Source organism: Streptomyces spinoverrucosus (genome assembly GCF_015712165.1).
Classification (GTDB): Bacteria; Actinomycetota; Actinomycetes; order Streptomycetales; family Streptomycetaceae; genus Streptomyces; species Streptomyces spinoverrucosus_A.
Genome location: NZ_JADPZX010000001.1, coordinates 3595845 through 3622087, shown reverse-complemented (window position 1 = coordinate 3622087; position 26243 = coordinate 3595845). Strand labels below are relative to the sequence as shown.

Annotated in this window: 24 protein-coding genes; 16 read left to right on the top strand and 8 right to left on the bottom strand. The window is 70.7% G+C overall.

The features are described 5' to 3' along the window. Positions 1 to 114: 114 nt before the first annotated feature. Complete coding sequence (locus I2W78_RS16275; RefSeq protein WP_196460655.1) at positions 115 to 879, bottom strand: SDR family NAD(P)-dependent oxidoreductase; 765 nt, start codon at positions 877 to 879, stop codon at positions 115 to 117. A 360-nt stretch (positions 880 to 1239) separates the two neighbouring features. Continuing rightward, the gene (locus tag I2W78_RS16270; protein WP_196460653.1) at positions 1240 to 1575 is read right to left on the bottom strand and encodes a YnfA family protein; all 336 of its coding nucleotides are present in this window, start codon (positions 1573 to 1575) and stop codon (positions 1240 to 1242) included. A gap of 98 nt (positions 1576 to 1673) precedes the next feature. Here I2W78_RS16270 and I2W78_RS16265 point away from each other — a divergent pair, with 98 nt between their 5' ends. The 4 genes from I2W78_RS16265 (at position 1674) to I2W78_RS16250 (ending at position 5578) form a co-directional block, all read left to right on the top strand. Further along, positions 1674 to 2759: an LLM class flavin-dependent oxidoreductase gene (locus I2W78_RS16265; protein ID WP_196460651.1), complete on the top strand. Its 1086-nt coding sequence runs from the start codon at positions 1674 to 1676 to the stop codon at positions 2757 to 2759. Continuing rightward, entirely contained in the window at positions 2756 to 3346 is a 591-nt protein-coding gene (locus I2W78_RS16260) for an FMN reductase (RefSeq protein ID WP_196460649.1), read from the top strand. The genes I2W78_RS16265 and I2W78_RS16260 overlap by 4 nt, the downstream gene beginning before the upstream one ends. Positions 3347 to 3419: 73 nt before the next feature. Then, entirely contained in the window at positions 3420 to 4133 is a 714-nt protein-coding gene (locus tag I2W78_RS16255) for a response regulator transcription factor (RefSeq protein WP_196460647.1), read from the top strand. Next, positions 4133 to 5578 (top strand): sensor histidine kinase, encoded by a 1446-nt coding sequence (locus tag I2W78_RS16250; RefSeq protein WP_374222672.1) that lies wholly within the window; start codon positions 4133 to 4135, stop codon positions 5576 to 5578. Before I2W78_RS16255 ends, I2W78_RS16250 begins: the two co-directional genes overlap by 1 nt. A 36-nt stretch (positions 5579 to 5614) precedes the next feature. Here I2W78_RS16250 and I2W78_RS16245 read toward each other — a convergent pair whose 3' ends face one another. Together I2W78_RS16245 and I2W78_RS16240 are read right to left on the bottom strand one after the other, a co-directional pair. Beyond that, positions 5615 to 6001 (bottom strand): hypothetical protein, encoded by a 387-nt coding sequence (locus I2W78_RS16245; RefSeq protein WP_196460645.1) that lies wholly within the window; start codon positions 5999 to 6001, stop codon positions 5615 to 5617. 174 nt (positions 6002 to 6175) lie between these two features. Continuing rightward, positions 6176 to 6772 (bottom strand): response regulator transcription factor, encoded by a 597-nt coding sequence (locus tag I2W78_RS16240; RefSeq protein ID WP_230885468.1) that lies wholly within the window; start codon positions 6770 to 6772, stop codon positions 6176 to 6178. A gap of 680 nt (positions 6773 to 7452) precedes the next feature. On the opposite strand from I2W78_RS16240, the gene I2W78_RS16235 reads away from it, so the two are divergent. The 3 genes from I2W78_RS16235 (at position 7453) to I2W78_RS16225 (ending at position 11905) form a co-directional block, all read left to right on the top strand. After that, entirely contained in the window at positions 7453 to 10005 is a 2553-nt protein-coding gene (locus I2W78_RS16235) for a trypsin-like serine protease (protein ID WP_196460643.1), read from the top strand. A gap of 140 nt (positions 10006 to 10145) precedes the next feature. Then, a complete protein-coding gene (locus tag I2W78_RS16230) occupies positions 10146 to 11174 on the top strand; it encodes a permease (RefSeq protein ID WP_196460641.1) in 1029 nt (342 codons plus the stop codon). Continuing rightward, positions 11171 to 11905, top strand: coding sequence for a TIGR03943 family putative permease subunit (locus I2W78_RS16225; RefSeq protein WP_196460639.1), 735 nt, complete (start codon positions 11171 to 11173; stop codon positions 11903 to 11905). Before I2W78_RS16230 ends, I2W78_RS16225 begins: the two co-directional genes overlap by 4 nt. 63 nt (positions 11906 to 11968) lie before the next feature. Here I2W78_RS16225 and I2W78_RS16220 read toward each other — a convergent pair whose 3' ends face one another. Next, entirely contained in the window at positions 11969 to 12583 is a 615-nt protein-coding gene (locus I2W78_RS16220; protein ID WP_196460637.1) for a hypothetical protein, read from the bottom strand. 327 nt (positions 12584 to 12910) lie between these two features. On the opposite strand from I2W78_RS16220, the gene hemL reads away from it, so the two are divergent. The 8 genes from hemL (at position 12911) to I2W78_RS16180 (ending at position 21050) form a co-directional block, all read left to right on the top strand. Then, positions 12911 to 14227, top strand: coding sequence for a glutamate-1-semialdehyde 2,1-aminomutase (hemL, locus tag I2W78_RS16215; protein ID WP_196460635.1), 1317 nt, complete (start codon positions 12911 to 12913; stop codon positions 14225 to 14227). Continuing rightward, complete coding sequence (locus I2W78_RS16210) at positions 14224 to 14904, top strand: histidine phosphatase family protein (protein WP_196460634.1); 681 nt, start codon at positions 14224 to 14226, stop codon at positions 14902 to 14904. Before hemL ends, I2W78_RS16210 begins: the two co-directional genes overlap by 4 nt. A gap of 144 nt (positions 14905 to 15048) precedes the next feature. Continuing rightward, positions 15049 to 16326 carry a polysaccharide deacetylase family protein gene (locus I2W78_RS16205; protein WP_196460632.1) on the top strand — a complete coding sequence of 426 codons (1278 nt, stop codon included), beginning with the start codon at positions 15049 to 15051 and terminating at the stop codon, positions 16324 to 16326. A 66-nt stretch (positions 16327 to 16392) separates the two neighbouring features. After that, the gene (locus I2W78_RS16200; RefSeq protein WP_196460630.1) at positions 16393 to 16998 is read left to right on the top strand and encodes a TlpA family protein disulfide reductase; all 606 of its coding nucleotides are present in this window, start codon (positions 16393 to 16395) and stop codon (positions 16996 to 16998) included. A 1-nt stretch (position 16999) separates the two neighbouring features. Continuing rightward, on the top strand, positions 17000 to 17770 hold the full coding sequence (locus I2W78_RS16195; protein ID WP_196460628.1) for a cytochrome c biogenesis CcdA family protein: 771 nt from the start codon (positions 17000 to 17002) through the stop codon (positions 17768 to 17770). A gap of 3 nt (positions 17771 to 17773) precedes the next feature. Next, positions 17774 to 19495 (top strand): cytochrome c biogenesis protein ResB, encoded by a 1722-nt coding sequence (gene resB, locus I2W78_RS16190; RefSeq protein WP_196460626.1) that lies wholly within the window; start codon positions 17774 to 17776, stop codon positions 19493 to 19495. Beyond that, positions 19492 to 20568 (top strand): c-type cytochrome biogenesis protein CcsB, encoded by a 1077-nt coding sequence (ccsB, locus tag I2W78_RS16185; RefSeq protein WP_196460624.1) that lies wholly within the window; start codon positions 19492 to 19494, stop codon positions 20566 to 20568. The genes resB and ccsB overlap by 4 nt, the downstream gene beginning before the upstream one ends. 62 nt (positions 20569 to 20630) lie before the next feature. Continuing rightward, complete coding sequence (locus tag I2W78_RS16180) at positions 20631 to 21050, top strand: SRPBCC family protein (protein WP_196460622.1); 420 nt, start codon at positions 20631 to 20633, stop codon at positions 21048 to 21050. Positions 21051 to 21121: 71 nt separating this feature from the next. On the opposite strand, the gene I2W78_RS16175 is transcribed toward I2W78_RS16180, so the two are convergent. Genes I2W78_RS16175 through I2W78_RS16165 form a run of 3 tightly spaced genes read right to left on the bottom strand, consistent with a single transcriptional unit; the run spans position 21122 to position 23700 of the window. After that, positions 21122 to 22108 carry an isopenicillin N synthase family dioxygenase gene (locus I2W78_RS16175; protein ID WP_196460620.1) on the bottom strand — a complete coding sequence of 329 codons (987 nt, stop codon included), beginning with the start codon at positions 22106 to 22108 and terminating at the stop codon, positions 21122 to 21124. A 56-nt stretch (positions 22109 to 22164) separates the two neighbouring features. Then, positions 22165 to 22917 carry a hypothetical protein gene (locus I2W78_RS16170; RefSeq protein WP_196460618.1) on the bottom strand — a complete coding sequence of 251 codons (753 nt, stop codon included), beginning with the start codon at positions 22915 to 22917 and terminating at the stop codon, positions 22165 to 22167. 36 nt (positions 22918 to 22953) lie between these two features. Further along, a complete protein-coding gene (locus I2W78_RS16165) occupies positions 22954 to 23700 on the bottom strand; it encodes a MerR family transcriptional regulator (protein WP_196460616.1) in 747 nt (248 codons plus the stop codon). A 92-nt stretch (positions 23701 to 23792) separates the two neighbouring features. Between I2W78_RS16165 and uvrA the strand changes: the two genes are divergently transcribed. Beyond that, positions 23793 to 26240, top strand: a complete 2448-nt coding sequence (gene uvrA / locus I2W78_RS16160; RefSeq protein WP_196460614.1) for an excinuclease ABC subunit UvrA — start codon at positions 23793 to 23795, stop codon at positions 26238 to 26240. The last annotated feature ends 3 nt before the right edge of the window (positions 26241 to 26243 follow it).

Here is a 26243-nt window from a genome sequence, read left to right as displayed (position 1 = left end):
GCCCTCGGTCGGGACCGGCATCCCGCCGAGGGCCGTCGCGTTGATGGTGTGGCGCGAGCCTAGATCGTCAGTTCTCCTGCCGTTCGTCTGATCGATGAGGTTCACCCCTGTGGGTTATTCCGACAGCTCCCGGATCACCTTGGTGTTGGACGCCTGGGCGCGGGGGCGGACCACCAGGAGGTCGATGTTGACGTGGCTGGGGCGGGTGACCGCCCAGGTGATGGTGTCGGCCACGTCGTCGGCGGTCAGGGGGTCGGGGACGCCCTCGTAGACCTTGGCCGCGCGTGCCTCGTCGCCGCCGAAGCGGGTCAGGGCGAACTCGTCGGTCTTGACCAGGCCGGGGGCGACCTCGATGACCCGGACCGGCTCGCCGAGGATCTCCAGGCGCAGGGTTTCGGCTAGGACGTGGGCGCCGTGCTTGGCGGCGACGTAGCCGGCGCCGCCCTCGTAGGTGCCGTGGCCTGCGGTGGAGGAGACCACGACCACCGTGCCGTCGCCGCTCGCGATCAGCTTGGGGAGGAGGGCCTGGGTGAGGTTGAGGGTGCCGATGACGTTCGTCTCGTACATCTGGCGCCAGTCGGCCGGGTCGCCGGTGGCCACCGGGTCCAGGCCCAGTGCGCCGCCCGCGTTGTTGACCAGGACGCCGATCGTCTTGAAGGCGGTGGCGAACTCGTCCACGGCCGTGCGGTCGGTGACGTCCAGGGGGTATGCCGTGGCCTGGCCGCCGGTCGCGTTGATCTCCTCGGCGAGGGCCTCGATGCGGTCCTTGCGGCGGGCGGTGAGGACGACGCGGTAGCCCGCGGTGGCCAGTTGCCGGGCCGTGGCGGCGCCGATGCCGCTGCTGGCGCCGGTGACTACCGCTATGCGGGACTGGGGCATGGGGTGCTCCTCGGCGGGGGCGGGCGGGGTGCGGGCCTGTGTGGTCTTGTGCGGCAAGGATATGTGGGGTGGGGGTTGGGTGATCGGTTGGGTGCGGGTGGGTGGGGGTTGATCGCGCAGTTCCCCGCGCCCCTGGGGGGTGGGGGTTTGCGTGGTTGGTTGGGTGCGGGGTGGTGGGGGCTGGTCGCGCAGTTCCCCGCGCCCCTGAGGTTCGTTGCCCTGAGGCCTGTAGACCCTGAGGTTCGTTGCCCTGAGGTCCGTAGCTCCTGAGGGCTGTAGTCCCCTGGGCCCCCGGCCGTCTGTAGCCTCTGGGCCCGGCCGTCTGTAGCCCCTGGGCCCCCGCCGTCCGTAACCCCTGGGTCAGTTTTGTCTTGGGGTGTACATGATGACTGCCATGCCTGCCAGGCAGATCAGGGCGCCTGTGATGTCCCAGCGGTCCGGGCGGTAGCCGTCTGCGATCATGCCCCAGCCGATGGAGCCGGCGACGAAGATGCCGCCGTACGCGGCGAGGATGCGGCCGAAGTGGGCGTCCGGCTGGAAGGTGGCGATGAAGCCGTAGGCGCCGAGGGCGAGGACGCCGCCGGCGATCCAGAGCCAGCCGCGCTGTTCCCGCCAGCCCTGCCAGACCAGCCAGGCGCCGCCGATCTCGAAGAGGGCGGCGATGACGAAGAGGGCGGCGGAGCGGAGGATGAGCATGGTCGTCAGCTTGGCATGGCGGGTTCCTGGAATACGTGGGGCGGGGGACTCGTTTCCCGGTATAGTTGAATGGTCAACCAACTGGAGGATGAGCGACCATGCAGTTCGGGATCTTCAGCGTCGGCGATGTCACGCCGGACCCGACCACGGGCCGTACGCCGACCGAGCGCGAGCGGATCAAGGCCATGGTCGCCATCGCGCTGAAGGCCGAGGAGGTGGGCCTCGACGTGTTCGCGACCGGTGAGCACCACAACCCGCCCTTCGTGCCGTCCTCGCCGACGACCATGCTCGGCTATGTCGCGGCGCGCACCGAGCGGCTGATTCTGTCCACGTCCACCACCCTGATCACCACCAACGACCCGGTGAAGATCGCCGAGGACTTCGCGATGCTCCAGCACCTGGCCGACGGCCGGGTGGACCTGATGATGGGGCGCGGGAACACCGGGCCGGTCTACCCCTGGTTCGGGCAGGACATCCGGCAGGGCATCAACCTCGCCGTCGAGAACTACGCCCTGCTCCACCAGCTGTGGCGCGAGGACGTCGTGAACTGGGAAGGGAAGTTCCGTACGCCGTTGCAGGGCTTCACCTCCACGCCCCGGCCGCTGGACGACGTACCGCCGTTCGTCTGGCACGGGTCGATCCGCTCGCCGGAGATAGCCGAGCAGGCCGCGTACTACGGCGACGGCTTCTTCCACAACAACATCTTCTGGCCGGCCGACCACACCAAGCGGATGGTCGAGCTGTACCGGGCCCGGTACGCCCACTACGGGCACGGCACGCCCGAGCAGGCGATCGTCGGGCTGGGGGGTCACGTCTTCATGCGCCGCAATTCACAAGACGCGGTGCGCGAGTTCCGGCCCTACTTCGACGTCGCGCCGGTGTACGGGCACGGGCCGTCGCTGGAGGACTTCATGGAGCAGACGCCGCTGACCGTGGGCTCGCCGCAGCAGGTGATCGAGAAGACGCTGAGCTTCCGTGAGTACGCCGGTGACTACCAGCGCCAGCTGTTCCTGATGGACCACGCCGGGCTGCCGCTGAAGACCGTGCTGGAGCAGATCGACATGCTGGGCGAGGAAGTCGTGCCGGTGCTGCGCAAGGAGTTCGCGGTCGGGCGGCCGGCGGGTGTGCCGGAGGCGCCGACCCACGAGTCCCTGCTCGCCGCCAAGGAGGTGACCACCGTATGAAGCTCGTCGTCGTCTCGGCGGGGCTTAGCGTGCCGTCGTCCACACGGCTGCTGGGCGATCGGCTGGCCAAGGCCACCGCCGGTCGGGTCCCGGCGGACGTGGAGGTCGTCGAGCTGCGTGAGCTCGCCGTCGAGATCGCGCACAACTTCACGAACGGGTTCCCGGGGAGGGCCCTGTCCGCCGCGATCGACGCGGTGACCGGGGCGGACGGGTTGATCGTCGTGACGCCGGTGTTCTCGGCGTCGTACAGCGGGCTGTTCAAGTCCTTCTTCGACGTGATCGATCCCGAGGCGCTGGTGGGCAAGCCGGTGCTGATCGCCGCGACCGGGGGCAGCGCCCGGCACTCCCTGGTGCTGGAGCACGCGCTGCGTCCGCTCTTCTCGTATCTGCGGGCCGTGGTGGTCCCGACCGCCGTGTACGCGGCCTCGGAGGACTGGGGTGCGCAGGGCCTGGACGGGCGGATCGAGCGGGCTGCGGGGGAGTTGGCGGGGCTGATGACGGGGCTGTCGGTGACCAGGCCGGCCTCCCCGGACCTGGCCGTGGTCCCGTTCGAGGAGCGGCTCGCCGCCCTGCGTTCCGCCGGGTGAGAGGCCAGTAAGAGGATCGGGGGCGGCTCGCTCATCCGGTCGTACGATCGCGGCGCTTTGCCACACTGGTCGGGTGCCCCAGACTGTTCTGCTCGCCGAGGACGACCGCGCGATCCGTCACGCCCTGGAACGGGCCCTGACCCTGGAGGGCTACCGGGTCACCGCGGTCGCCGACGGTGTGGAGGCGCTGGCGCAGGCCCATCGCACGCCGCCGGACGTGCTGGTGCTCGATGTGATGATGCCGGGGATAGACGGTCTCCAGGTGTGCCGGGTGCTGCGGGCCGAGGGGGACCGGACGCCGATCCTGATGCTGACGGCGCTCGTGGAGACGGCGGACCGGATCGCGGGGCTGGACGCGGGCGCCGACGACTATGTCGTGAAGCCGTTCGACGTGGAGGAGGTCTTCGCGCGGTTGCGGGCCCTGCTGCGGCGCACGGCGAACGGGGGCGCCGCCGTCGACGTGCCGGAGAAGGCGCCGGTGCCCGAGCGGTGGATCGACGCGGCCGGGCTGCGGATGGATCCGCAGGCGCGGCGGGCGTGGCGCGGGAAGCGGGAGCTGGAGCTGACGCGCACCGAGTTCGAGCTGCTGGAGCTGCTGGTGCGCAACGAGGGGATCGTGCTCGACCACTCCACGATCTACGACCGGATCTGGGGGTACGACTTCGGGCCGGGGTCGAAGAATCTGGCCGTGTACGTCGGCTATCTGCGCCGGAAGCTGGACGAGCCGGGGGCGCCGCAGCTGATTCACACCGTGCGTGGGGTGGGTTACGTGCTGCGGGAGGACTAGTGGGGCTCCTGCGCAGGGCCGGGGCCGGGGCGGGGTCCGGTGGGTGGTGGCGGCCGCGACTGGTGTCGTTGCGGACGACGTTCGCCGTGTCCTTCGCGGCGGTGACCGCCGCCGTCACGGTGCTCGTCGGGATCCTGTCGTACGGGGCCGCCGCCCGGCTGGTGCGGGTCGACCAGCAGTCGGTGTTCGACGAGGTCGTGCAGGATCTGCGGGGCGAGGTGAGCGAGCGCCGGATGGTCCCGGAGGACTTCTCCTCCGCGCCGGGGCACGACTTCGTCCGGCCCGCCCGTACGGATGTGCAGGTGCTGGGGCCGGACGGCGGTGTCGTCGATCCGGGCAGCCCGGGGCTGCCGGTCACCGGCGCCGACCGGGAGGTCGCGGGAGCGGCGCGGGCCGGGGAGCTGGCCCAGCACGAGGACGTCGATGTCGGGAACGACGTCTACCGGGTCGCGACCGTCGCGCTGGGCGGGGGCCGGGGTGCGGTGCAGGTGGCGCAGGAGTTCAGCGACACCGAGGATCTGCTGCGGGCGCTGCAGCAGCGGACGTTGCTGCTGATGGCGGCGGTGGTGGTCGGGGCGGGGCTGTTCGGCTGGTGGCTGGCGCGGCGGATCACCCGCCGGCTGGTGATCCTGACGTCGGCTGCGGAGGCGGTGGCGCGGACCCGGCGGCTGGGCATCGACGTACCCGTGACCGGGAGCGACGAGGTGGGGCGGCTCGGGCGCGCCTTCGACCGGATGCTGGGGCGGCTGGCGCAGTCGGAGGAGGACCAGCGGCGGCTGGTGCAGGACGCTGGGCACGAGCTGCGTACGCCGCTGACCTCGCTGCGTACGAACATCTCCCTGCTGCGCCGGATCGACGAGCTGCCGCCCGGGACGCGGGACGAGCTGGTCGCCGATCTGGGGCAGGAAGCGCGTGAACTGACGGATCTGGTCAACGAGTTGGTGGATCTGGCGGCCGGGCAGTCGGACGCCGAGCCGCCGCAGCGGGTCGATGTCGCCGACCTCGCGGAGGATGTCGCGGGTCTGGCGCGACGGCGTACCGGGCGGCGGATCGAGATGCGCGCGAGCGGCGACACGACGACGGAGGGGCGGCCGGGGATGCTGACCCGGGCGATCTCCAACCTGGTGGAGAACGCGGCGAAGTTCGACGCCGACGGCGCCGCGCCGATCGAGATCGTGGTGTCGGGACCGGCGCGGCCGGGGGCGATCCGGGTGGAGGTCCACGACCGGGGGCCGGGGATCGCAGACGCCGACCTGGTCCGCGTCTTCGACCGCTTCTACCGCGCGGCGGACGCTCGGTCCTTGCCGGGGTCGGGGCTGGGGTTGTCGATCGTGCGGGAGGTGGCGTTGGCGCATGGGGGTGCGCCGTTTGCTTATGGGCGGGAGGGGGGTGGGGTGGTTATTGGGTTCACGGTGGGGGTGTCGGACGCGGGCGGTGGGGTCTGACCGGCCCGCGGTGGCGGGTGTGCTCCGCCGACGGCGCTACGGCGCCTCCAGGTCCCTCTCCTGAACCAGGACGCCCGCCTGCTTCGGACGCTTGATCGTGAACTCGTCCGTGTAGGTGCCGCCGCCCTTGCACGTGACGGTTGCCTGCGCCCCGTCCCCCTTCTTGGAAATCTTGGTGAACTTGACCGAATATTCGTTCGTCTCGGCTACGCCGGACTTGTCTGTGCGGGTTTCGTCACCGTCGTTCGTCTCGATCGTCACCCTGTTCGGGGAGTTCCCGTTGGCGCAGTCTTCGACCTCTCCCGTGACCGTGACGGTCGCTTTGGTGGGGTCGGCCGCTGCCGATCCCGCCCCCGCGAGAGCGCCGGCGGCTGTCAGCGGGAGTACGGCTGCGATGGCGACAATGGTGGCGCGCTTGCGCATGATTTCTCCTGGCTTTTCGACCCGCGCGCCGCACGGCCGCGAGCGGAATGCGGATGAACGCGGTGATGTGACTTACGTCACCAACCTGTGGCTTTGACGTGCGTAGGTCAAGGGGAACCCCTACCCACGCCAGGAGGGGCAGGACTACCCACGAAGCGGCACGTCGGTGCAGGTCTACGCCTCCTCGGTGAGGCCCTGCTCGACCGCGAGGCGGGTGAGGTCGGGCCGGCGTCGCGTCCCCGTCTTCTCGCCGATTCGGTCGAGATGCGAATGCACCGTGTGCTTGCTGATACGGAGTTCCGCGGCGATTTCCTGATCGGTCGCGCCATTCGCGAGAAGCCGCAGGATTTCCTGCTCGCGGCCCGTGAAGTGGGGAGTCCTTTTCAGCAGTGCGTCGATCGGCGCGGACACGTAACTGCGGCCGGAGCCCACGACCCGGATCGCCGTCAGCAGTTCCTCCCCCTCGGCCTGCCGGTCCAGGCATCCGCCGGCACCGGCCCGGATGATCTCCATCGCGTCGATCTCCGTGGCGGACGAGGCGACGATGACCGCATGCCCGCGCTTGCGCAGCTCCGCGACGGTCGCGGCAAGTCTCTGGGGCGGCTGGCGCAGGTCCATGAGGACCACGTCGACGCCCCGGAGATTGCCGTCCGCGCCCTGGAGTGAGGACACGCTGACGACCAGCTGGAGGTCGGCGGCGGTGCTGATCAGCTGTGAGACGCCGTGCCGGAAGACGGGACAGTCCCCGATCACCGCGACCCGCATGCTCATGGGCGTCTCCGATCTCATACGGGGCAGCGCCTTGCCCTCAGCCTCGGCGGGATCGTCGGCTCCAGCGCGCCGGGTTAGGCCGTCCGAAGACGTCGCCCCGGAAAATGCCGGTGCCTCCCCACGGGAGCCCTCATGCGGTTCCGTCCCTCGGGAAACGCGTTCCGGAAGCTGTGCGGCTGCTCGGTGTCTCCGCTTCAGGGCGACGTTGGCATTCAACGCGCTGCTCCTTTACCGAGGCCTTACAGCTTTCAGAATCGATGCCATGGCCAACTTCGGCCCACTTCCAGGTGGCCGAATGGTGCGTTCCGTTTAATCGGGCGTTCACTTTGTGCGCCTAACGGCCCACCGCGTCGAAATCGTGTGGTCCGAGTCACTGTTGTGTATGGGGTGTGAGGGTGTCAGGATGCGGATTCGGCCCGGCTCACTGATCATCAACTCCCGCCCGACTTATGGGGAGTTGGTGGCTCTGTCTGTTGGGTCGTCTGTTTTGCCCATTTGTGTTGCTCATTTCCCGAACTCAAAACAAGGGAAATTTATGAGATTGCTTTCCCGGACGGCGGCCGCCGGTGCCGTGCTCGTGGAGATCGTCACCTCCAAGTAGCCCCTCGACCCGACCGCTTCACCAAACCGGCGCTCCCCGAGCCGCCCGGTCCATGCGAACCCGCCTCAAGGAAACGGACATGCCCAGACCCCGTAACGCCCGCCTCTCAGCGCTGGCCGCGTTCAGCGCGGCCCTCACGGCCGCCCCGATGATGGTGTTCGCCGCCCCCGCCCAGGCCGTGTCCGGCGCGCCCGCGTCCGACAACGCCCACGCCTTCACCGCACGCCTGGACATTGGTGGCGGCCAACGCGCCTGCTCCGGTGCGCTGGTGTACTCGCAGTGGCTGCTCACCGCCGCCAGCTGCTTCGCCGACAACCCGGCCGCGAGCCTGGACGTGCCGGCGGGCGCGCCCGCGCTGCCGACGACCGCCACCATCGGCCGCACCGACCTGACCACCACGACCGGGCAGGTGCGCGACGTCGTCCAGCTCGTCCCCCACCCGGACCAGGACGTCGTACTGGCGAAGCTCGCCAGCCCGGTCACCGGCATCACTCCCGTCGACCTCAGCGCCACCGCACCCGCAGCCGGGGAGGAGCTGCGGGTCGCCGGATACGGTCGCACCAAGGACGAGTGGGCCCCGCTGCGCCTGCACACCGGCACCTTCACCGTGGACTCGGTCAGCGCCACCGAGGTCGGCATCACCGGCAAGGACGGCGCCGCCGTCTGCAAGGGCGACACCGGCGGCCCCGCCTTCCGTGAGGCCGGCGGCACCGTGCAGCTCGTCGGCATCAACAGCCGCTCCTGGCAGGGCGGTTGTTTCGGCACTGACGAGACCGAGACGCGCACCGGCGCGATCGGCACCCGCATCGACAAGCTGCGCACCTGGATCAACGCCAACGTCGGCCCGTGGTGCTCGTCCACCGGCGCGCTCTACTCCGTGACCCCGGCCGGCAGCCTCCTGCGCCGAAACGTCGGCGACCCCGCCAACGGCACCGCCACCGTCCCGGCGTCCAGCACCATCGACTCCGGCTGGGACCAGTACCCCCGCGTCCTGGCCGGCCCCTTCGCCAGCTTCTACGGCATCAAGTCCGACGGGCTCTACTTCAGCCACCGCGTCGGCTCCACCGGCGTGTGGGACATCCACCACCGGAAGATCAGCACCGGCTTCACGACGTACGCCCTGCCCGAGAACCGCAACGAGATCAGCATCGACCGCGGCGGCCACATCTGGCACGTCGACGGCGGCGGCGACCTGCGGTGGGTCCAGTACACCAGCTCCACGAACAGCTGGAACCCGGCCGGCAACAAGAAGATCGACTCCGGCTGGGGCCGCTACAGCCACATCGTCGCCACCGACGACGGAGTGCTGTACGGGATCGACTCGGCGACCGGTCATCTGCTGCGCTCGCGCTACGACTTCGAGAGCGAGCGCTGGCTCCAGCGCCACGTCACGGTCAGCTGGGCCGACTGGCGGGACTCGAAGAACATCACGTCCTTCGGCGGCGACGTGATCGTGCGGGTCAAGGCCAACGGCGACGTGCGCCACTACCGCTACCACGAGCCGTCCGGGAACTTCGACGGCGTCTACAACCTCCTCATCGGCTCCGGCACCCACTGGGCCGGCTACACCAGCGTCACCGGTGCCCCGGACTCCTGCGGCCTGCGGGCCGACTACACGCCGGAGTCCCCCGCGATCGACGTCGACCGCACCGGCCCCGCCGGTGTCCTGCAGACGTCCACCGGTGCGATCGAGTACGCCTACACCGACGGCGAGGGCCGTATCGTCCACGGCCGGCAGGCCGACCCGGCCGACCTCGGCTCCGTCCAGTGGACGACCGGCCCGGACACCGAGACGTTCTCCGGCACGCCGCAGCTCGCCGAGCAGCCCGACGGGGCGGTGGCGCTGACCGCCCAGAACGTCAACAGCCAGACCTGGTGGCGCCGTCACAGCGCGGGCAGCTCGTCCTGGGGGAACTGGGTCAACCTGGCCGGCGCGATGAAGGCGGCCCCGGTCACCGCCAAGCGGCCCGACGGCGTGCTGGTGCAGTTCGCGGTCGACGCCGACGGCAAGCCCTGGTACCGCGCCCAGCAGCGGCCCAACGTGGACTTCATGGGCTGGATCAGGCTCGCCGGCGAGGGCTTCGCCGGACCGCTGACGGCCGTCACCGTCCGCGACGGCGTCCAGCTCTTCGGCACCGACACCACCGGGCAGCTGCGCACCGCGACCTTCAAGGACGGCGTGGTCGGTTCCTGGACCAACCTCGGTGACCAGAAGATCAGCCACGCTCCCTCGGCGGTGGTCTACCCCGGCTACCGGCTCGGTGTCTTCGCCCGCACCACCGGCGGGAAGATCGTCAGCATGGTCCAGGCGAGCGAGGGCGCGGCCTTCCCCGCCACCTGGACCCAGGTGGGCGACCTCACCGCGGCCGGTGCCCCGTCCGCCGTCATCAACCCCGTCTCCGGCTTCACCGAGATCGTCGCACGGGGAACGGACGGCACGATCCACAACACCCGCGAAACCGTCCAGGGCGCCTTCGGCACGTGGCGCGCCTGGCAGCAGGCCGGCACCGGGCAGTCGGCCACCGACCCGACCGCCTTCACCTACACCACCGGCACGGGCTCCGCGTGGGCCTACGTCTTCCGCACCGACGCGGGCGAGGCCCGCATCCAACAGGGCCAGTCCGGCAGCTAGGACGGCTAGTACAGCCAGTACAGCGACGGGCCGCACGACCGGACCACTCCGGTCGCGCGGCCCGCACGTACGACACCAGGCGGCGGGAGTCGTACGGCGCCCGCTATCGTCGCTGCGATCAGCCGACGCGCGGAGCCCGCATGCAGAAGACGGAACAACTCGCCACGGAAGAAGTGGACGTGGAGGGCGATGCCGTCACCGCGCGCCCTCAGACCTGGCCGCGTTCCTGGCCGTTCCTGCTGCTCGCGGCCGCCGTCCTGCCCGGCGCGCTGCTCTTCGCCGTCGGCCGGTGGGCGGACGAACCGGCCGTGCAGGCGTGGCGGACGGTGTGGCTGGCCGTGACCGTGCAGGCACTGCCGTTCCTGCTGCTCGGCACGGCTCTGTCGGGCGCGATCAACGCCTTCGTGCCGGCGCGGGTGTTCAACCGGCTGCTGCCGAAGCGGCCGGCGCTCGCCGTGCCGGTGGCCGGTGCCGCCGGGGTCGTCCTGCCCGGCTGCGAGTGCGCGTCGGTGCCGGTCGCGAACAGCCTGATCGGACGGGGCGTCACCCCCGCCGCCGCGTTCGCGTTCCTGCTGTCGGCGCCCGCCGTCAACCCGATCGTCCTGACCGCCACGGCGGTCGCGTTCCCCGGCAGCCCGGAAATGGTGCTGGCCCGTCTGCTCGCCTCGCTCGTCACGGCCGTGGCGATGGGCTGGCTGTGGCTGGCACTGGGCCGGACGGAATGGCTGAAACCGGCCGCCCGGCACACCGGTCACCACCCGGGCCACAGCCGCTGGAGCGAGTTCCGGCGGGGCTTCCGGCACGACTTCCTGCACGCGGGCGGCTTCCTCGTGGTCGGCGCGCTGGCGGCGGCCACCTTCAACGTGGCGGTCCCGCGCTCCGTACTGGAGACGTTCTCCGGCTCGCCGTGGCTGTCCGTGCTCTTCCTGGCCGCCCTCGCCATCCTGCTCGCGGTGTGCTCGGAGGCAGACGCGTTCGTCGCGGCCTCGCTCACCGGCTTCTCGCCGGTCGCCCGGCTGACCTTCATGGTCGTCGGGCCGATGGTCGACGTGAAGCTGATCGCGTTGCAGGCGGGCACGTTCGGCCGGGCGTTCGCGATCCGCTTCTCGGCCGCCACGACGGTCGTGGCGATCCTGGCCAGCGCACTGATCGGAGCGGTACTCCTGTGAAGCGCCCCCTCCAGATCGGCCTGCTCGCCCTCAGCGGCCTCGGCGTGCTGCACGCCACCCTCCTCAGCGACCTCTACCTCCGCTACGTCAAGGAGGGCATGCGCCCGCTGCTGATCGCATCCGGGGTCCTGCTGCTCGCCCTGGCGGCCGCGGAGACCTGGTGGGGGAGGAAGGACGGGGACGCCCACGACCAGCACGACCAGCACGGCCACACGCCCAAGGTCGCCTGGCTGCTGTTCCTGCCCGCCCTGAGCCTGCTCTTCTACGCCCCACCGGCCCTCGGCGCCTTCACCGCGGCCCGCGAGGCCCCCAAGCCCATCGCGGAGGAGGACCACTTCGACCCGCTGCCGGCGACCTCGCCGCTGCCGATGACTCTCACCGACTTCACACAGCGCGTGCAGCAGGACCGCGAGCAGGCGATCAAGGGCCGCACGATCCAGCTGACGGGCTTCGTCACCCCGGCCGGGGACGGCGGCGACGGCTGGGATCTGACCCGCCTCATGCTCAGCTGCTGCGCGGCGGACGCCCAGTCGGTGAAGGTCCGCGTCCACGGCATCCAGGCCCCGCCGGCCGACACCTGGGTGACCCTGACCGGGACCTGGCATCCGTCCGGCACCCTGGGCACGAAGTCGGCCTCGGCGGCCCTGGACGCCCACACCCTCCAGAAGATCCCCAAGCCGACGAACGGCTACACGGACGCACTACCGCTGACGGCCGTCCCTCGCCGGTGACGGGCGGCCGTGCACGACGAGGGCGGAACCCGAAGGCCCCGCCCGAAACTCACAAACCCCAGCTCAGGGCCACACCAGGCAATACGGCTGATGCCCCGCCTCATGCAACCGCTTCGAGAAGTCCTGCCACTCGTGCAGCAGCTGATACACGTTGAACGCGTCCCGCGGCCCGCCCCGGTCCGGGACCGTCGACCAGATGAACGCCGCCGCGCCCACCGCCTCCTCGCCGATGCCGCGGAGGGGGTCGACGACCGTCATGGGGAGTTTGACGACGGCGTAGTCGGGGTGCAGGACGACCAGTTCCAGGGGCGGGACCTTGTGGAGGGGGACCCCTTCGATGCCGGTCAGCACCATCGCGGCCATCGTCTCCGGCTTGATCTTGGTGAACATGCCGTTCATGCCGAGCTCGTCGCCGCCGAGTTCCTCGGGGCGCATCGAAATCGGGACGCGGGCCGCCGTCGCACCGTCCGGCGCGCCGAAGTACTTGTACGTCACCCCCACCCGACCACCATTCCTGCTCCCCGCCCGGAGTCGGTCGACCCGCTCGGGCTCACTCGGCACACCCTGTGTATGACGTGCTTCGGTCGTTTCCTCCGCGTCGCGCCGGTGCCTTCCCCGCCGGGCGCGTCGAGGACCCAGGTCGTCAGTCCCCTCGCCCAGTCCGCCACCGCGATGCATATCTCCACCCGACTGCTTTTCTAGGACGCGTGGCCCCCGCCGCGCAACCCGATCATCGTGTCAGTGACCTCCCCCACGGCCGCGCGCCGAAACGTGCGGTGAAACACCTGTCCGCGGGATCTTCAGGATCTTCGCAGCACAGGACCCATCTTCGCAGCACAGGATCTTCGCAGCACCCGAACACCATGCCGCGTAAGAGCTGTGTGTATCAGGTCTCAGTTTCGCAGACGGAGGGGGGTGGAGGAGGATCGATCACGGGGTGCCGCGGCCTACCCTGAGGAGGTCACTGGCAACCGGAAGTCCGAGAAGTCGGAGAAGTCGCAGGTCATGAGCGAACTGCCCTATTCATACGAAGCGCCTGTCTCGCAGGTCCTGTTCGACCGTGCGGCCGCCGTCACGCCCGGCGGCGTCAACTCCCCGGTGCGCGCCTTCCGCGCCGTGGGCGGTACGCCCCGGTTCATGGTGTCCGGCAGCGGGCCGTATCTGACGGACGCGGACGGGCGGGAGTACGTCGACCTGGTGTGTTCCTGGGGGCCGATGATTCTCGGGCACTCCCACCCGGAGGTGATCGCCGCCGTGCAGGAGGCGGTCGCGCGCGGTACGTCCTTCGGGACGCCCGGCGAGGGTGAGGTCGCGCTCGCCGAGGAGATCGTCGAGCGGGTCGGGCCGGTCCAGCAGGTGCGGCTGGTGTCCAGCGGCACCGAGGCGACCATGTCCGCCATCCGGCTCGCCCGCGGGTTCACCGGGCGGGCCAAGGTGATCAAGTTCGCCGGGTGCTACCACGGGCACGTCGACGCCCTGCTCGCCGCCGCGGGCAGCGGCGTGGCGACCTTCGCGCTGCCGGACACGCCGGGCGTCACCGGTGCCCAGGCCGGCGACACCATCGTCCTGCCGTACAACGACCTCGAAGCCGTGCACGCCGCCTTCCACGCCCACCCCGGCGAGATCGCCTGCGTGATCACCGAGGCGTCCCCCGGCAACATGGGCGTCGTACCGCCGATGCCCGGCTTCAACCAGGGGCTCAAGGACGCCTGCGCCCAGAACGGCGCCCTGTTCATCTCCGACGAGGTCATGACCGGCTTCCGCACCAGCCGCTCCGGGTGGTACGGCGTCGACGGCGTCGTGCCCGACCTGATGACCTTCGGCAAGGTCATGGGCGGTGGCTTCCCGGCCGCCGCCTTCGGTGGGCGCGCGGACGTCATGGCGCACCTCGCCCCGGCCGGCCCCGTCTACCAGGCCGGCACCCTCTCCGGGAACCCGATCGCCACCGCCGCCGGCCTCGCCCAGCTGCGGCTCCTCGACGACGCGGCGTACACCAAGGTCAACGAGGTCTCGCAGCAGATCCAGGCGCTGGTCGGCGAGGCGCTCGGCAAGGAGGGCGTGGCGCACACCCTGCAGAACGCCTCCAACATGTTCTCGGTGTTCTTCACCGACCGTGCCGTGCGCGACTACGAGGGCGCCAAGGCGCAGGCGTCGTACCGCTTCACCGCCTTCTTCCACGCCATGCTCGCGAACGGCGTCTATCTGCCGCCGTCGGCGTTCGAGTCCTGGTTCGTGTCCGCCGCGCACGACGAGCGCGCGGTGCAGCGGATCGCCGACGCCCTCCCGGCGGCGGCCCGCGCGGCGGCGGAGGCCACGGCATGAGCGCGCGGGACATCACCGTCGTCCACCTGATGCGGCACGGCGAGGTCGCCAACCCGGACGGGATCCTGTACGGGCGGCTGCCCGGGTACCACCTGTCCGAGCTGGGGCGGCAGATGGCCGACCGGGTCGCCGAGCACCTCGCCTCCCGGGACGTCACCCATGTCGTCGCGTCCCCGCTGGAGCGGGCGCAGGAGACGGCGACGCCGATCGCCAAGGCGCACGGGCTGGACCTGGCCACCGACGCGCGGCTGATCGAGGCCGACAACGTCTTCCAGGGCAAGACCTTCGGCGTGGGCGACGGGGCGCTGCGCCGGCCCGGCAACTGGAGGCATCTGACCAACCCGTTCCGGCCGTCGTGGGGCGAGCCGTACGTCGAGCAGGTCATCCGCATGATGGGCGCGCTGGGCGCGGCGAAGGACGCGGCGCGTGGGCACGAGGCGGTGCTGGTGAGCCATCAGCTGCCGATCTGGATCGTGCGGTCGTACGTCGAGAAGCGGCGGCTGTGGCACGACCCGCGCCGCCGGCAGTGCACGCTCGCGTCGCTGACGTCCTTCACGTACGAGGGCGACCGGATCGTCTCCGTCGGCTACAGCGAGCCCGCCCGTGACCTCGTCCCGCCCCATCTCCTCGCGGGCGCCAAGCCGGTGAAGGGGAAGAACAAGGCCTTCGGGGCGTGAAGAAAAAGGCCTTCGAGGCGTAAGGCGTCCTCAGTGACAGGTTTGTTGCAGTTGTTCCGAATTGCTGACTAACGGGCGGAACCTCCCCGTTCGTCGTGCCCTCTGACTGGGTGACCACCAGAGAGCGCAACGGACGGGGATGCCATGCCTCACATCAGTCGACGGGGAGCGATGGGACTCGGCGCGGGGGCCGCGGCCGCCCTGGGGCTCGCCGGATGCGGAACCCTCACGTCCTCAGACGGGCCGACCCACGCCGGAGGTTCCGGACGGAACCCGGAAAGCAGCCCGAAGCCCACCGCCCGTCCGATCGGCGACGGATCGACCGCCTTCACCGGCAAGCAGCCGAACCAGCCCGGCAAGCCCGAGCCGCTGGAGCCCGGGCAGACCCCGCCGCAGTTCGTGGTCTTCTCCTGGGACGGGGCCGGAGAGGTCGGCAACGGCCTCTTCCCGCGCTTCCTCGACCTCGCCAAGGAGTACGAGGCGCACATGACGTTCTTCCTCTCGGGGCTGTATCTGCTGCCCGAGTCGAAGAAGCGGCTCTACGACCCGCCGAACAACCCGCGCGGCGCCTCGGACATCGGCTACCTCACCGACGCGCACATCAAGGACACGCTGGCCAATGTCCGCCGCGCCTGGCTGGAGGGCCACGAGATAGGCACCCACTTCAACGGCCACTTCTGCGCCGGTGGCGGCTCGGTCGGCAACTGGACGCCGCAGCAGTGGCGCAGCGAGATCGACCAGGCCAAGTCGTTCGTGAAGGAGTGGCGGACCAACACCGGCTGGACCGAGCTGCCGTCGCTGCCCTTCGACTACGACAAGGAACTCGTCGGCGGCCGTACGCCCTGTCTGCTCGGCCAGGACAGCCTGCTGCCCACCGCCCGCGCGCTCGGCTGGCGCTATGACGCCTCATCGCCGGGTGGCCGTCAGGTCTGGCCGCAGAAGAAGCAGGGCATATGGGACCTTCCGCTCCAGCAGATACCTTTCCCCGGCCGCTCGTTCGAGGTCCTCTCGATGGACTACAACATGCTCGCCAACCAGTCGGTGAACTCCACCAACGCCCCCGCCCACAACTACCCGGGCTGGCGCGAGCAGTCCGCACAGGCCTACATCCAGGGCTTCAAGCGGGTATACGAGACAAATCGCGCTCCCTTCTTCGTCGGCAACCACTTCGAGCAGTGGAACGGCGGCATCTACATGGACGCCGTGGAGGAAGCCCTCAAGCACATCGCGCGGGAGAAGGAGAAGGGCGAGGACGTCCGGCTGGTCTCCTTCCGGCAGTTCGTGGACTGGCTGGACGTGCAGCAGCCCGAGGTCCTCGACCAGCTGCGCACCCTGGACGTGGGCCAGGCTCCCGCCGGTGGCTGGAAGGGCTTCGTCACGGCACCCGCGACCAGCACCGCGGGGTCTCAGAACGCCGCCTGAAATGCGGGTTTCCGCCCGCGCGGGGGGTGCGCAAGATCCCCAGAACGGGCATGCGAAACTTTTCACATGAGTGCCGCCCGCCGCGCCCGCAGCCGTACCGCCCTGCTCGCCACCTCCGGCGCCGCCGTCGCCGCGCTGCTGCTGTCCGCGTGCGGTTCCGGCGGTACGTCCGGCGGAGGCGGCGACACCAACTTCGTCGCCGGCGCCGACGGCATCGACACCGTCGACCAGGGCGAGCGGACCGCCGCGCCCGACCTGTCCGGCAAGACCATCGACGGCAGACAGCTCGACGTCGCCGACTACAAGGGCAAGGTCGTCGTCCTCAACGTGTGGGGCTCCTGGTGCGGGCCGTGCCGGGCCGAGGCCAAGAACCTCGAAACGGTCTACCAGGACACCAAGGACCAGGGCGTCCAGTTCGTCGGCATCAACACCCGGGACACCAGCACCGGTCCGGCGCTCGCCTTCGAGAAGGAGTTCGGCGTCACCTACCCGAGCCTGTACGACCCGACGGGCAAGCTGATGCTCCGCTTCGAGAAGGGCACGCTCAACCCCCAGGCCATCCCCTCCACGCTCGTCATCGACCGGGACGGCAAGGTCGCCGCGCGCACGCTCCAGCCGCTGAGCGAGGAGAAGGTGCGCGAGATGCTCGACCCGGTTCTCGCGGAGAAGTGACGTGACGGCAGTGACCGAGCTCGCCGCCACCGGGCTCAACGACACCGTGCGCAACGGGGCGCTGCTGCTCGCCCTGCCCGTCGCGCTGCTCGGCGGCCTCGTCTCCTTCTTCTCCCCGTGCGTCCTGCCGCTGGTCCCCGGATATCTGTCCTACGTCACCGGGGTCACCGGCACCGACCTGGCCGAGGCCCGGCGCGGGCGGATGGTCACCGGCGCCTCGCTCTTCGTCCTCGGCTTCACCGCCGTGTTCGTCTCCGGCGGGGCGCTGTTCGGCTATTTCGGCTCGACGCTGCTGGAGCACCAGAGCACGCTGACGAAAGTGCTCGGTGTGCTCATGGTCCTCATGGGTGTCTTCTTCATGGGGCTGATGCCCTGGCTCACCCAGCGGGAGTTCCGCTTCCACACCCGGCCGACGACCGGGCTCGTCGGCGCCCCGCTGCTGGGCGCGCTGTTCGGCATCGGCTGGACGCCCTGCATCGGCCCGACCCTCGCCTCCGTGCTGGCGCTCTCCTCCAACCAGGCCAGCGCGGGACGCGGCGCCATACTCACCGTCGCCTACTGCCTCGGTCTCGGCGTCCCCTTCGTGCTCGCCGCGGTCGCCTTCCGCAAGGCCCTCGGTGCCTTCGGCTGGGTCAAGCGTCACTATGTCTGGGTGATGCGCATCGGCGGGATCATGATGATCGCGACCGGTGTGCTGCTGCTGACCGGCGCGTGGGACCGCCTGGTGCAGGAGATGCAGACCTGGTCCAACGGCTTCACTGTGGGGATCTGATCGATGAGCAAGACGACTACAAGCGCTCCTGAGGACCAGGCCCCGGACCAGGACCTCGGCGCGGCCGCCTCCCAGCTGTCCACCGCGCCCGCCGAGGAGGCACCCAATCTCCCCGCCCTCGGCTTCGTCGGCTGGGCCCGCTGGTTCTGGCGGCAGCTCACCTCCATGCGGGTCGCGCTGCTGCTGCTCCTGCTGCTGTCGCTGGCCGCGATCCCCGGCTCGCTGATCCCGCAGAGCGGCGTCGACGCCACCCAGGTCGCCGACTTCCGTCAGCGGCACGAGACCCTCGCGCCGATCTACGACAAGCTCGGCCTGTTCCACGTCTACAGCTCGGTGTGGTTCTCCGCGATCTACATCCTGCTGTTCATCTCCCTCATCGGCTGTATCGTCCCGCGCACCTGGCAGTTCGTCGGCCAGCTGCGCGGCCGTCCCCCGGCGGCGCCCAAGCGCCTCACCCGGCTCCCGGCCTACACGACCTGGCGCACCGAGGCCGAGCCCGAGCAGGTCCGCGAGGCCGCGCTGGCCCTGCTGAAGAAACGCCGCTTCCGCGCGCACGTCTCCGGTGACGCGGTCGCCGCCGAGAAGGGCTATCTGCGGGAGGTCGGCAACCTCGCCTTCCACATCGCCCTGATCGTGATGCTGATCGCCTTCGCCTGGGGCCAGTTGTTCAAGTCCGAGGGCAACAAGCTGATCCTGGAGGGCGACGGTTTCGCCAACACCCTCACGCAGTACGACGACTTCAAGTCCGGCAACCTTTTCACCCAGGACGACCTGGACCCGTTCAGCTTCTCCCTGAACGACTTCCACGGCACCTACGAGGCCACCGGCCCCAACCGCGGCACCCCGCGCACCTTCCAGGCGAACGTCACCTACAGCGTCGGCGCCTACGGCAAGGAGCAGAACGCCACCATCAAGGTCAACGAGCCGCTGGAGATCGACGGCTCGAAGGTCTACCTGGTGAGCCACGGCTACGCCCCGATCGTCACCGTCCGGGACGCCAAGGGCAACGTCGTGATGAACAGGGAGGCCGTGGCCCTGCTGCCGCTGGACGCCAACGTCACCTCCTCCGGCGCGATCAAGGTGATGGACGGCTACCGCAACGCCAAGGGCGAGCGGGAACAGCTCGGTTTCAACGCCTTCTTCGTGCCGTCCTTCGCCGGTGAGGGCCACGGCACGATGCTCTCCCAGTTCCCGGCGCTGCTGAACCCGCGGCTCGCGCTGTCGGCGTACCACGGCGATCTGGGGGTCGACTCCGGTATCCCGCAGAGCGTGTACCAGCTGAACAAGAAGAACCTGAAGGAGTTCAAGGACTCCCAGGGCGAGCTGTTCAAGAAGCGGCTGGCGATCGGCGAGACCATGACGCTGCCGAACGGGGCCGGCTCGGTCACCTTCGACGGCGTCAAGGAGTGGGCCGGCTTCCAGATCACCCAGCAGCCCGGCAGCGGCTGGGCGCTGACCGGCGCCGTCGCAGCGATCCTGGGCCTGGCCGCCTCCCTGTTCGTCCAGCGCCGCCGCGTGTGGGTGCGGGCGGTGCGGGGCGCCGACGGTGTCACCGTCGTCGAGATGGCCGGCCTCGGCCGCAGCGAGTCCGCGAAGGTGCCGGAAGAGCTGGGCGACCTTGCCGGGACGCTGTACGAGAAGGCGCCGGGCGCGCCTGATCCGGACGACGAACACGCAGATTCCCCCGATCCCCACGTCGTACCTGCCGAAGGGGCTGAGAAGTGACTCTCGCCGCCGCGACCAATGAGAACCTCGCGGACCTCAGCAACACGCTGATCTACTCCGCGATGGCCGTTTACACCCTGGCCTTCTTCGCCTACATCGCCGAATGGATCTTCGGCAGCCGCAGCAAGGTCGGCCGTACCGCCGCCGCGCTGACCGCGACGAAAAAGGCCGACGCACCCGCCGTGACGGTGCGGAACGCCGGCGGGACCGCCGTACTGGAGCGGCCGAAGGTCGTCGTCCGGGCCGCGACCGGCAGCCGGGACGTGCCCGACGGGCCCGGGGCGCACGGTGGGGACGAGAAGGGCGACCTCTACGGGCGTATCGCCGTGTCCCTCACCGTGCTCGCGTTCCTCGTCGAGTTCGGCGGTGTGCTCGCTCGGGCCCTGTCGGTGCAGCGGGCGCCGTGGGGCAACATGTACGAGTTCAACATCACCTTCTCCACCGTCGCCGTCGGTGTGTATCTCACGCTGCTCGCGCTGAAGAAGAACGTCCGCTGGCTCGGCCTCCCCCTGGTCACCACGGTCCTCCTCGATCTCGGTGTGGCCGTCACTGTCTTGTACACCGCCAGCGACCAGTTGGTTCCCGCCCTGCACTCGTACTGGCTGTACATCCACGTCTCCACCGCGATCCTGTGCGGTGCCGTGTTCTACGTCGGCGCGGTCTCCACGCTGCTCTACCTCTTCCGCGACTCCTACGAGAACAAGCTCGCGGGCGGCGGCACGCCGGGCCGGTTCGCCGGCTCCGTGCTGGAGCGGCTGCCCGCGGCGGCCTCCCTCGACAAGTTCTCCTACCGCGTCAACGCCGCCGTCTTCCCGCTGTGGACGTTCACGATCATCGCGGGCGCGATCTGGGCGGGCGACGCCTGGGGCCGCTACTGGGGCTGGGACCCCAAGGAGACCTGGTCGTTCATCACCTGGGTCGCCTACGCCGGCTACCTGCACGCCCGCGCAACGGCTGGCTGGAAGGGCCGCAAGGCCGCGTACCTGGCGCTGATCGCGTTCGGCTGCTGGCTGTTCAACTACTACGGCGTCAACATCTTCGTCTCCGGCAAGCACTCGTACGCGGGCGTCTGACGCCCCCGCGGCCGGGCTTCCCAACGCGTGCGCGACCCGGCGTGACGGGTCAGGCTGGTGTCATGACCGGTTCCATCGAGCAGGGCATCAGCCAGACCCACGGGAACACGCACATCCTGCACTTCCTGGTGCGGCTCCCGCGCCCCATGGAGCAGGTCTGGCCCTCGGTGGCCAGCGCCGACGGGCTCGCGGCCTGGTTCACCCCGGCCGACGTGCTCGAACCCCACCTCGGCGGCGCGGTCACCCTGCGTGACATCGGCTCCGGGCGGGTCACCGCCTGGGACGTCGACCGGGTCGCCGAGTACACAGTGGAGGGCGGCGGCCGCATCCGGTTCCATCTGGAGCGGGACGGGGAGGAGGGCAGCGCGCTGCGGTTCACGCACGAGTTCGAGGGGGAGCGGGAGTCGGAGCACCGCTGGCGGCTGCGCTTCGAGCGGTTGATCCAGAGGCTGGAGGCGGGCTCCCAGGGGTCCTCGGTGTGAAGGCGGGCTCCCAGGGGCCCTCGCTCTGAAGGCGGGCTCCTAAAGGCCCTCGGCGTCGTGGGCCTCGTCCGTCAGTCCACGGTGATCGAGTCGAGCTTCTCCCTCAAGTACACGTGCGAGTCCACCGGCTCGTACGCCACCCGCCCCACCGGCGCCGGCACCGACTCGACCGTCGTCCCCGGGGTGCACTCGCCGAAGTAGACGAGGGACATCAGCTCCTCCGTGGGGGCGTCCGCGGACGGGGGCAGGACGCGGTGGCGGCCGGAGCGCCAGCGGTCGCCGGTCCAACGGGCCATCAGGTCGCCGATGTTGATGGTGAAGGCCTCCGGGTCGTAGGGGGCGTCCTCCCAGCCGCCCTCGTCCGTGTACACCTGGAGTCCGCCCTTGCCGGCCTGCCGGTCGAGGATGGTGACCGTGCCGAAGTCGGTGTGCGGGCCGATCCGGAACTGGCCCGGTTCTGGGGCGCCCATGACGTCCGAGCCCGGATACCAGTTGATGTTGAAGCCGTACGTCGGGTGGTCCATGTGCCGGGTGAAGAAGTCCGGTTCGAGACCGAGAGCCTGGCCGAGCAGCGAGAGGAGCTCGTTCTCCAGCTCGGCCATCCGCGCCAGGTACTCCTCACAGAGCGGCCTCAGCTCGGGCACCTCCGCCGGGAAGACGTTCGGCGCGTACCACTCCGCGTTGACCTCCGGGTCGTCGAACGGCTCGTGCGTCGCGAAGGTCAGCGACTCCTTCAGGTCCGGCGGCGTCTCGGTGCCCTCCGCGTAGCCGTTGGCCTCCGCGCCGGGCCCGAGCCAGCCGCGTCCGCCGACCTTCGCGGCGTACCGCTGCTTCACGGACTCGGGGAGGACGAAGAAGGCGCGGGCGGTCGCCCGGATACGGGCCCGCAGCGCCGGGTCCACGCCGTGCCCGGTGACCAGCAGGAAGCCGGCGGTCCGGAGGGCCTCGTCGACGGTACGGGCGATACGGGCGCGGGCCTCGGGGTCGCCGGACAGCCAGGGCCGTAGATCGATGGTCGGGATACGGGTGCTGCGGGGATCACTCACCGATGTCCTCATTCCGTCCACTCTCCCGGCACGGCCACACCTGGGCAACGCCCGGCCGGGCCGACGCGTCACGAGCCCTCCCAGACGGTCACCGCCAGCTGTATGTGATCGGCGTCGGGGATGTCCGTCACCTCGAAGGAGCCGATGCGCCGGTTCTCCGTCGCGAAGCAGGCCCGGTCGCCGACCTGGACGTCCAGCGCGGGGTCGCCCAGGTGGGTGTTGAGCAGCGCGACGCACTCAGCCCGGTCCGGCGGTCCGGCGCTCCGCCACGCGGCGATCGCCCAGGTGCCGTACACCTCGTTGACTCCACGGATCCAGAGGTCGCCCGCCGGTGCCCGGCCCGGCGGTACCGGGTCGAAGAACCAGCCCCTGACTCCCGCCGTGCCGTCCAGGATCACCGTGCCCTGCCAGCGGACGCGCGGCTCGGCGGGGACGGGCGGTGCGGCCGCCGTTTCGGATGCGCGCCCCGGCTCCGGGCTGGGAGACGAGGGCCGGGGTGTCGGCGAGGGCGAGTCCGTGGTGGGTGGCGGCGATTCGGGGGGCGTGGTCCCGTCCGACGGGCGCGTCTCGGCGGGGGCCGAGGTGACCCACGACGGCGGAGTGGTCTCTTCCTCTCCGCCCGCGTCGTTCGCCTGACCGATCACCACGACGAGCACGGTCGCGCCCGCCCCGATCAGCGCGGCGAGCACGGCACCGGCGAATCCGATGACCGCCGCCTTGACCCCGGAATCCTGCTGCCCGTACCAGGCGGCGAACCGTGCGCGTCGGCCGGGCGGTGCGGGGGACGGCGGCTGGGGAGTCCGGGTGCCTGGGTTCGTCATCGGTCGCGTGCCCCCTGTTCCTCGCCCGCCGGGGCGTCAACTGTACGGCTGGCGGGGCGGGTTGGATGCCCGGTTCCCGATGATGCTGTCGAGGTATCCGTGCAGGGCCCCGGCCCCCGCGAGCATCGCGCGCGTACGGGCGTTCAGGGCCTCGCCCCGCCCGGTGATCGCCGCCCGCAGTGCTTCCGTACCGCCTTCGCGGCGCAGGTCGTCCAGGACCGGCCGGATCTGGTCGAGGAGGTAGTGGCTGCGGCGCAGGGTGTGGATCAGGCGGGCGTCCCGCACGTCCTCGGGGCTGTAGACGCGGTACGCCGTCCCGCGCTCCCGGCGCGGCGACAGCAGGCCCGCCGCCTCCCACACCCGCAGCGCCGAGGGCCGTACGCCGAGCAGTGCGGCCGTCTCGCCGACGCGCAGCCCGGCGTGGGGCAGCGGCGCCGCGGGCCGCCCGGCGAGAGTCTCCAGGGCCTCGCTCGTCGCCCGCAGCCTCTCCCGCTCCTCGTGCAGCGCGGCGTGCGCGGCGTCCACCACGGCCAGCGCGCCCGGTACGTCACCGTCGTGCACGGTTCGCATGATCCGGGCCGCCGTCGTGGGGCCGTAGCCCGGGACCAGGGCGCGGAAGGCGAGCAGGGCCTGGCGGTGGGCGCCGGTGAAGGTCCGGTAGCCGGACGCCGTGCGGTCGGCCGGCGGAAGGACGCCGGCGTCCTCGTAGTTGCGGATCTGCTGCGTCGAGACGCCGACGAGGCGGGCGAGGTCCACCGGGCGCAGCCGGTCGTCATTCGTCACGGGTTTGAAGGTTACGGGACCTGGAAGGCGTACATACTGGGCGACTGGCCGCGAAAAGTCCCAACAAGGACTTCAATGACAGACTTGAAGGCATGGCCGACCGCATTCACATCAAGGGCGCCCGACTCCACAACCTCAAGAACGTCTCCCTCTCCCTTCCCAAGAACAAGCTGGTCGTTCTGACCGGACTGTCCGGCTCCGGCAAGTCCACGCTCGCACTCGACACCCTCCACCGGGAGGGCCAGCGGCAGTACATGGAGTCGCTGGGCATGGTCACCGGCCTCGTCAGCCGGCCCTCGGTCGACTCGATCACGGGACTGTCCCCGTCGATCAGCGTCGACCAGCACCTCACCAACCGCAGCCCCCGCTCCACCGTCGGCACGGTCACCGAGGTCTTCACCTATCTGCGGCTGCTGTGGTCCCGGATCGGCGTGCGGCCGTGTCCCTCCTGCGCGGAGCTGATTCCACCCTCGCACTCGTACGCCTACGACGAGGACGCCGAGCCCGAGTCGGTCCCCTGCCCGCACTGCGGCGCCGCCGTCCCCGAGCTGGTCATGGGCTCGTTCTCCTTCAACAAGCCGGCCGGGGCCTGCCCCGAGTGCACCGGGCTGGGGGAGGTGATCCGGGCGGACGTCCGGCAACTGGTCGACGAGGAGCGGTCGGTCGCGGCCGGGGCGGTCGTCGGTTGGCACCCCAAGGTGACCGAGCGGAGCACGGACCTGTTGCGGGCGGCGGCCCGGCACTACGCCCTCACCTTCGACCCGGACACCCCCGTACGTGAATTCGAACCGCCTGTCCGTCAGTTGCTGCTGTACGGCGTCGAATCGGCCGAGTTCAAGCGGTACTTCCCGGACACCCCGCCGCCCGCCACCGTCACCGCCGGACGCTTCGAAGGCGTGGTCACGGCGCTGATGCGGCGCTACGCCGAGCGGATCGACGACGTCGACTACCGGGAGAGGACCGAACGCCTGATGGTGAAGGAGCCGTGCGGGGCGTGCGCGGGGGCGCGGCTGCGGGCGGAGAGCCGGGCGGTGACCGTGCGGGGCCTCGGCATCGTGGAGGCGGCCCGCCTGTCACTGACCGAACTCGCCGCCTGGCTGGGCGGGTTGCGGGAACGGGTCACCCCGGACGAATGGCTGTTCGTGGAACCCGTCGTCGCGGACCTCACCGAGCGGGTGCGCCGCCTGGTCGACGTCGGCGTCGGCTACCTCACCCTGGAGCAGCCCACCCCCAGCCTGTCCGCGGGCGAGACGCAGCGGCTGCGGCTGGCCGCGCTGCTGGGCTCGGGACTGACGGGCGTGCTGTACGTCCTGGACGAGCCGACGATCGGCCTGCACCCGGCGGACACCGCCCGCCTGATCGACGTCCTGCGGCGGCTGCGCGACCTCGGCAACACGGTGCTGGTGATCGAGCACGACCTGGAGGTGCTGCGCGCCGCCGACCACGTCGTGGACATCGGTCCCGGCGCGGGACGGGACGGCGGCCGGGTGGTCGCCGAGGGCACACCGGAGCAGGTCGGCCGGACCGAGGGCTCCCTGACCGGGGCGTATCTGTCCGGGCGGCTGCCGGCGCCGGTGTCCAAGGGGCGCGGGGACGCGGACCGGGCGCTGGTCGTGCTCGGTGCCCGCGAGCACAACCTCAAGGACGTCACCGTACGGATCCCGCTGGGCCGTCTGGTCACGTTCACCGGGCCCTCCGGCTCGGGCAAGTCGACCCTGCTGCTGGACATCGTGGGGCGCGCGGCCCGCCGTCACTTCCACGGGGGCGGCGACCGGCCCGGCGAGCACGACGGCATCGACGGCTGGGAGCACCTCGGAAAGGTCGTCGCCATCGACCAGGAGCCGATCAGCCGGGTGCCGCGCTCGAACGCGGCGACGTATTCGGAGGCGTTCACCCCTATCCGGGAGGTGTTCGCGGCCGCCTCGGGCGGGCGGCTGACCGCCGGTCACTTCTCCTTCAACGTCGCGGGCGGCCGCTGCGAGCGCTGCGAGGGGGCGGGCGTGCTGACCGTCCACATGCACTTCCTGCCCGCCGTGGAGGTGCGCTGCCCCGCCTGCCAGGGCCGCCGGTTCCGGGACGAGGTGCTGTCCGTCCGCCATGCCGGGCACGACATCTCCGAGGTGCTTCAGGCGACGGTCGACGAGGCGCTGGGCGTCTTCGCCGACGTCCCGGCGGTCGCCACCCGGCTGCGCCGCCTGTCGGACGTGGGCCTCGGCTATCTGCCGCTCGGCCAGCCCGCGACGACGCTCTCCGGCGGCGAGGCCCAGCGCATCAAGCTCGCGAAGGAACTGGGCCGCCGGGCCGCCGCCCGCACCCTCTACCTCCTCGACGAACCGACGACCGGCCTGCACGCCGCCGACACGGCCCGCCTGCTGGACGTCCTCCAACGCCTCGTCGACGCGGGCCACTCCGTGGTCACCATCGAGCACAACGAGGACGTCATGCGGGCCTCCGACTGGGTGGTCGAACTGGGCCCGGCCGGCGGGGCGGCGGGCGGCACGCTGATCGCGGAGGGGGTACCGGAGGGCGGGCGAGGCTGATCG

What these genes read in the sequence shown, in the direction of transcription:
- I2W78_RS16240 (WP_230885468.1), bottom strand. Translation starts at nt 6,772, where the DNA reads ATGAGCATGCGGGTCGCGGTGATCGGGGACTGTCCCGTCTTCCGGCAC.
- I2W78_RS16205 (WP_196460632.1), top strand. Translation starts at nt 15,049, where the DNA reads ATGCCTCACATCAGTCGACGGGGAGCGATGGGACTCGGCGCGGGGGCC.
- I2W78_RS16220 (WP_196460637.1), bottom strand. Translation starts at nt 12,583, where the DNA reads ATGCATCGCGGTGGCGGACTGGGCGAGGGGACTGACGACCTGGGTCCT.
- I2W78_RS16200 (WP_196460630.1), top strand. Translation starts at nt 16,393, where the DNA reads ATGAGTGCCGCCCGCCGCGCCCGCAGCCGTACCGCCCTGCTCGCCACC.
- I2W78_RS16170 (WP_196460618.1), bottom strand. Translation starts at nt 22,917, where the DNA reads ATGACGAACCCAGGCACCCGGACTCCCCAGCCGCCGTCCCCCGCACCG.
- I2W78_RS16260 (WP_196460649.1), top strand. Translation starts at nt 2,756, where the DNA reads ATGAAGCTCGTCGTCGTCTCGGCGGGGCTTAGCGTGCCGTCGTCCACA.
- uvrA (WP_196460614.1), top strand. Translation starts at nt 23,793, where the DNA reads ATGGCCGACCGCATTCACATCAAGGGCGCCCGACTCCACAACCTCAAG.
- I2W78_RS16230 (WP_196460641.1), top strand. Translation starts at nt 10,146, where the DNA reads ATGCAGAAGACGGAACAACTCGCCACGGAAGAAGTGGACGTGGAGGGC.
- I2W78_RS16270 (WP_196460653.1), bottom strand. Translation starts at nt 1,575, where the DNA reads ATGCTCATCCTCCGCTCCGCCGCCCTCTTCGTCATCGCCGCCCTCTTC.
- I2W78_RS16235 (WP_196460643.1), top strand. Translation starts at nt 7,453, where the DNA reads ATGCCCAGACCCCGTAACGCCCGCCTCTCAGCGCTGGCCGCGTTCAGC.
- resB (WP_196460626.1), top strand. Translation starts at nt 17,774, where the DNA reads ATGAGCAAGACGACTACAAGCGCTCCTGAGGACCAGGCCCCGGACCAG.
- I2W78_RS16245 (WP_196460645.1), bottom strand. Translation starts at nt 6,001, where the DNA reads ATGCGCAAGCGCGCCACCATTGTCGCCATCGCAGCCGTACTCCCGCTG.
- I2W78_RS16275 (WP_196460655.1), bottom strand. Translation starts at nt 879, where the DNA reads ATGCCCCAGTCCCGCATAGCGGTAGTCACCGGCGCCAGCAGCGGCATC.
- I2W78_RS16180 (WP_196460622.1), top strand. Translation starts at nt 20,631, where the DNA reads ATGACCGGTTCCATCGAGCAGGGCATCAGCCAGACCCACGGGAACACG.
- I2W78_RS16210 (WP_196460634.1), top strand. Translation starts at nt 14,224, where the DNA reads ATGAGCGCGCGGGACATCACCGTCGTCCACCTGATGCGGCACGGCGAG.
- I2W78_RS16265 (WP_196460651.1), top strand. Translation starts at nt 1,674, where the DNA reads ATGCAGTTCGGGATCTTCAGCGTCGGCGATGTCACGCCGGACCCGACC.
- hemL (WP_196460635.1), top strand. Translation starts at nt 12,911, where the DNA reads ATGAGCGAACTGCCCTATTCATACGAAGCGCCTGTCTCGCAGGTCCTG.
- I2W78_RS16175 (WP_196460620.1), bottom strand. Translation starts at nt 22,108, where the DNA reads ATGAGGACATCGGTGAGTGATCCCCGCAGCACCCGTATCCCGACCATC.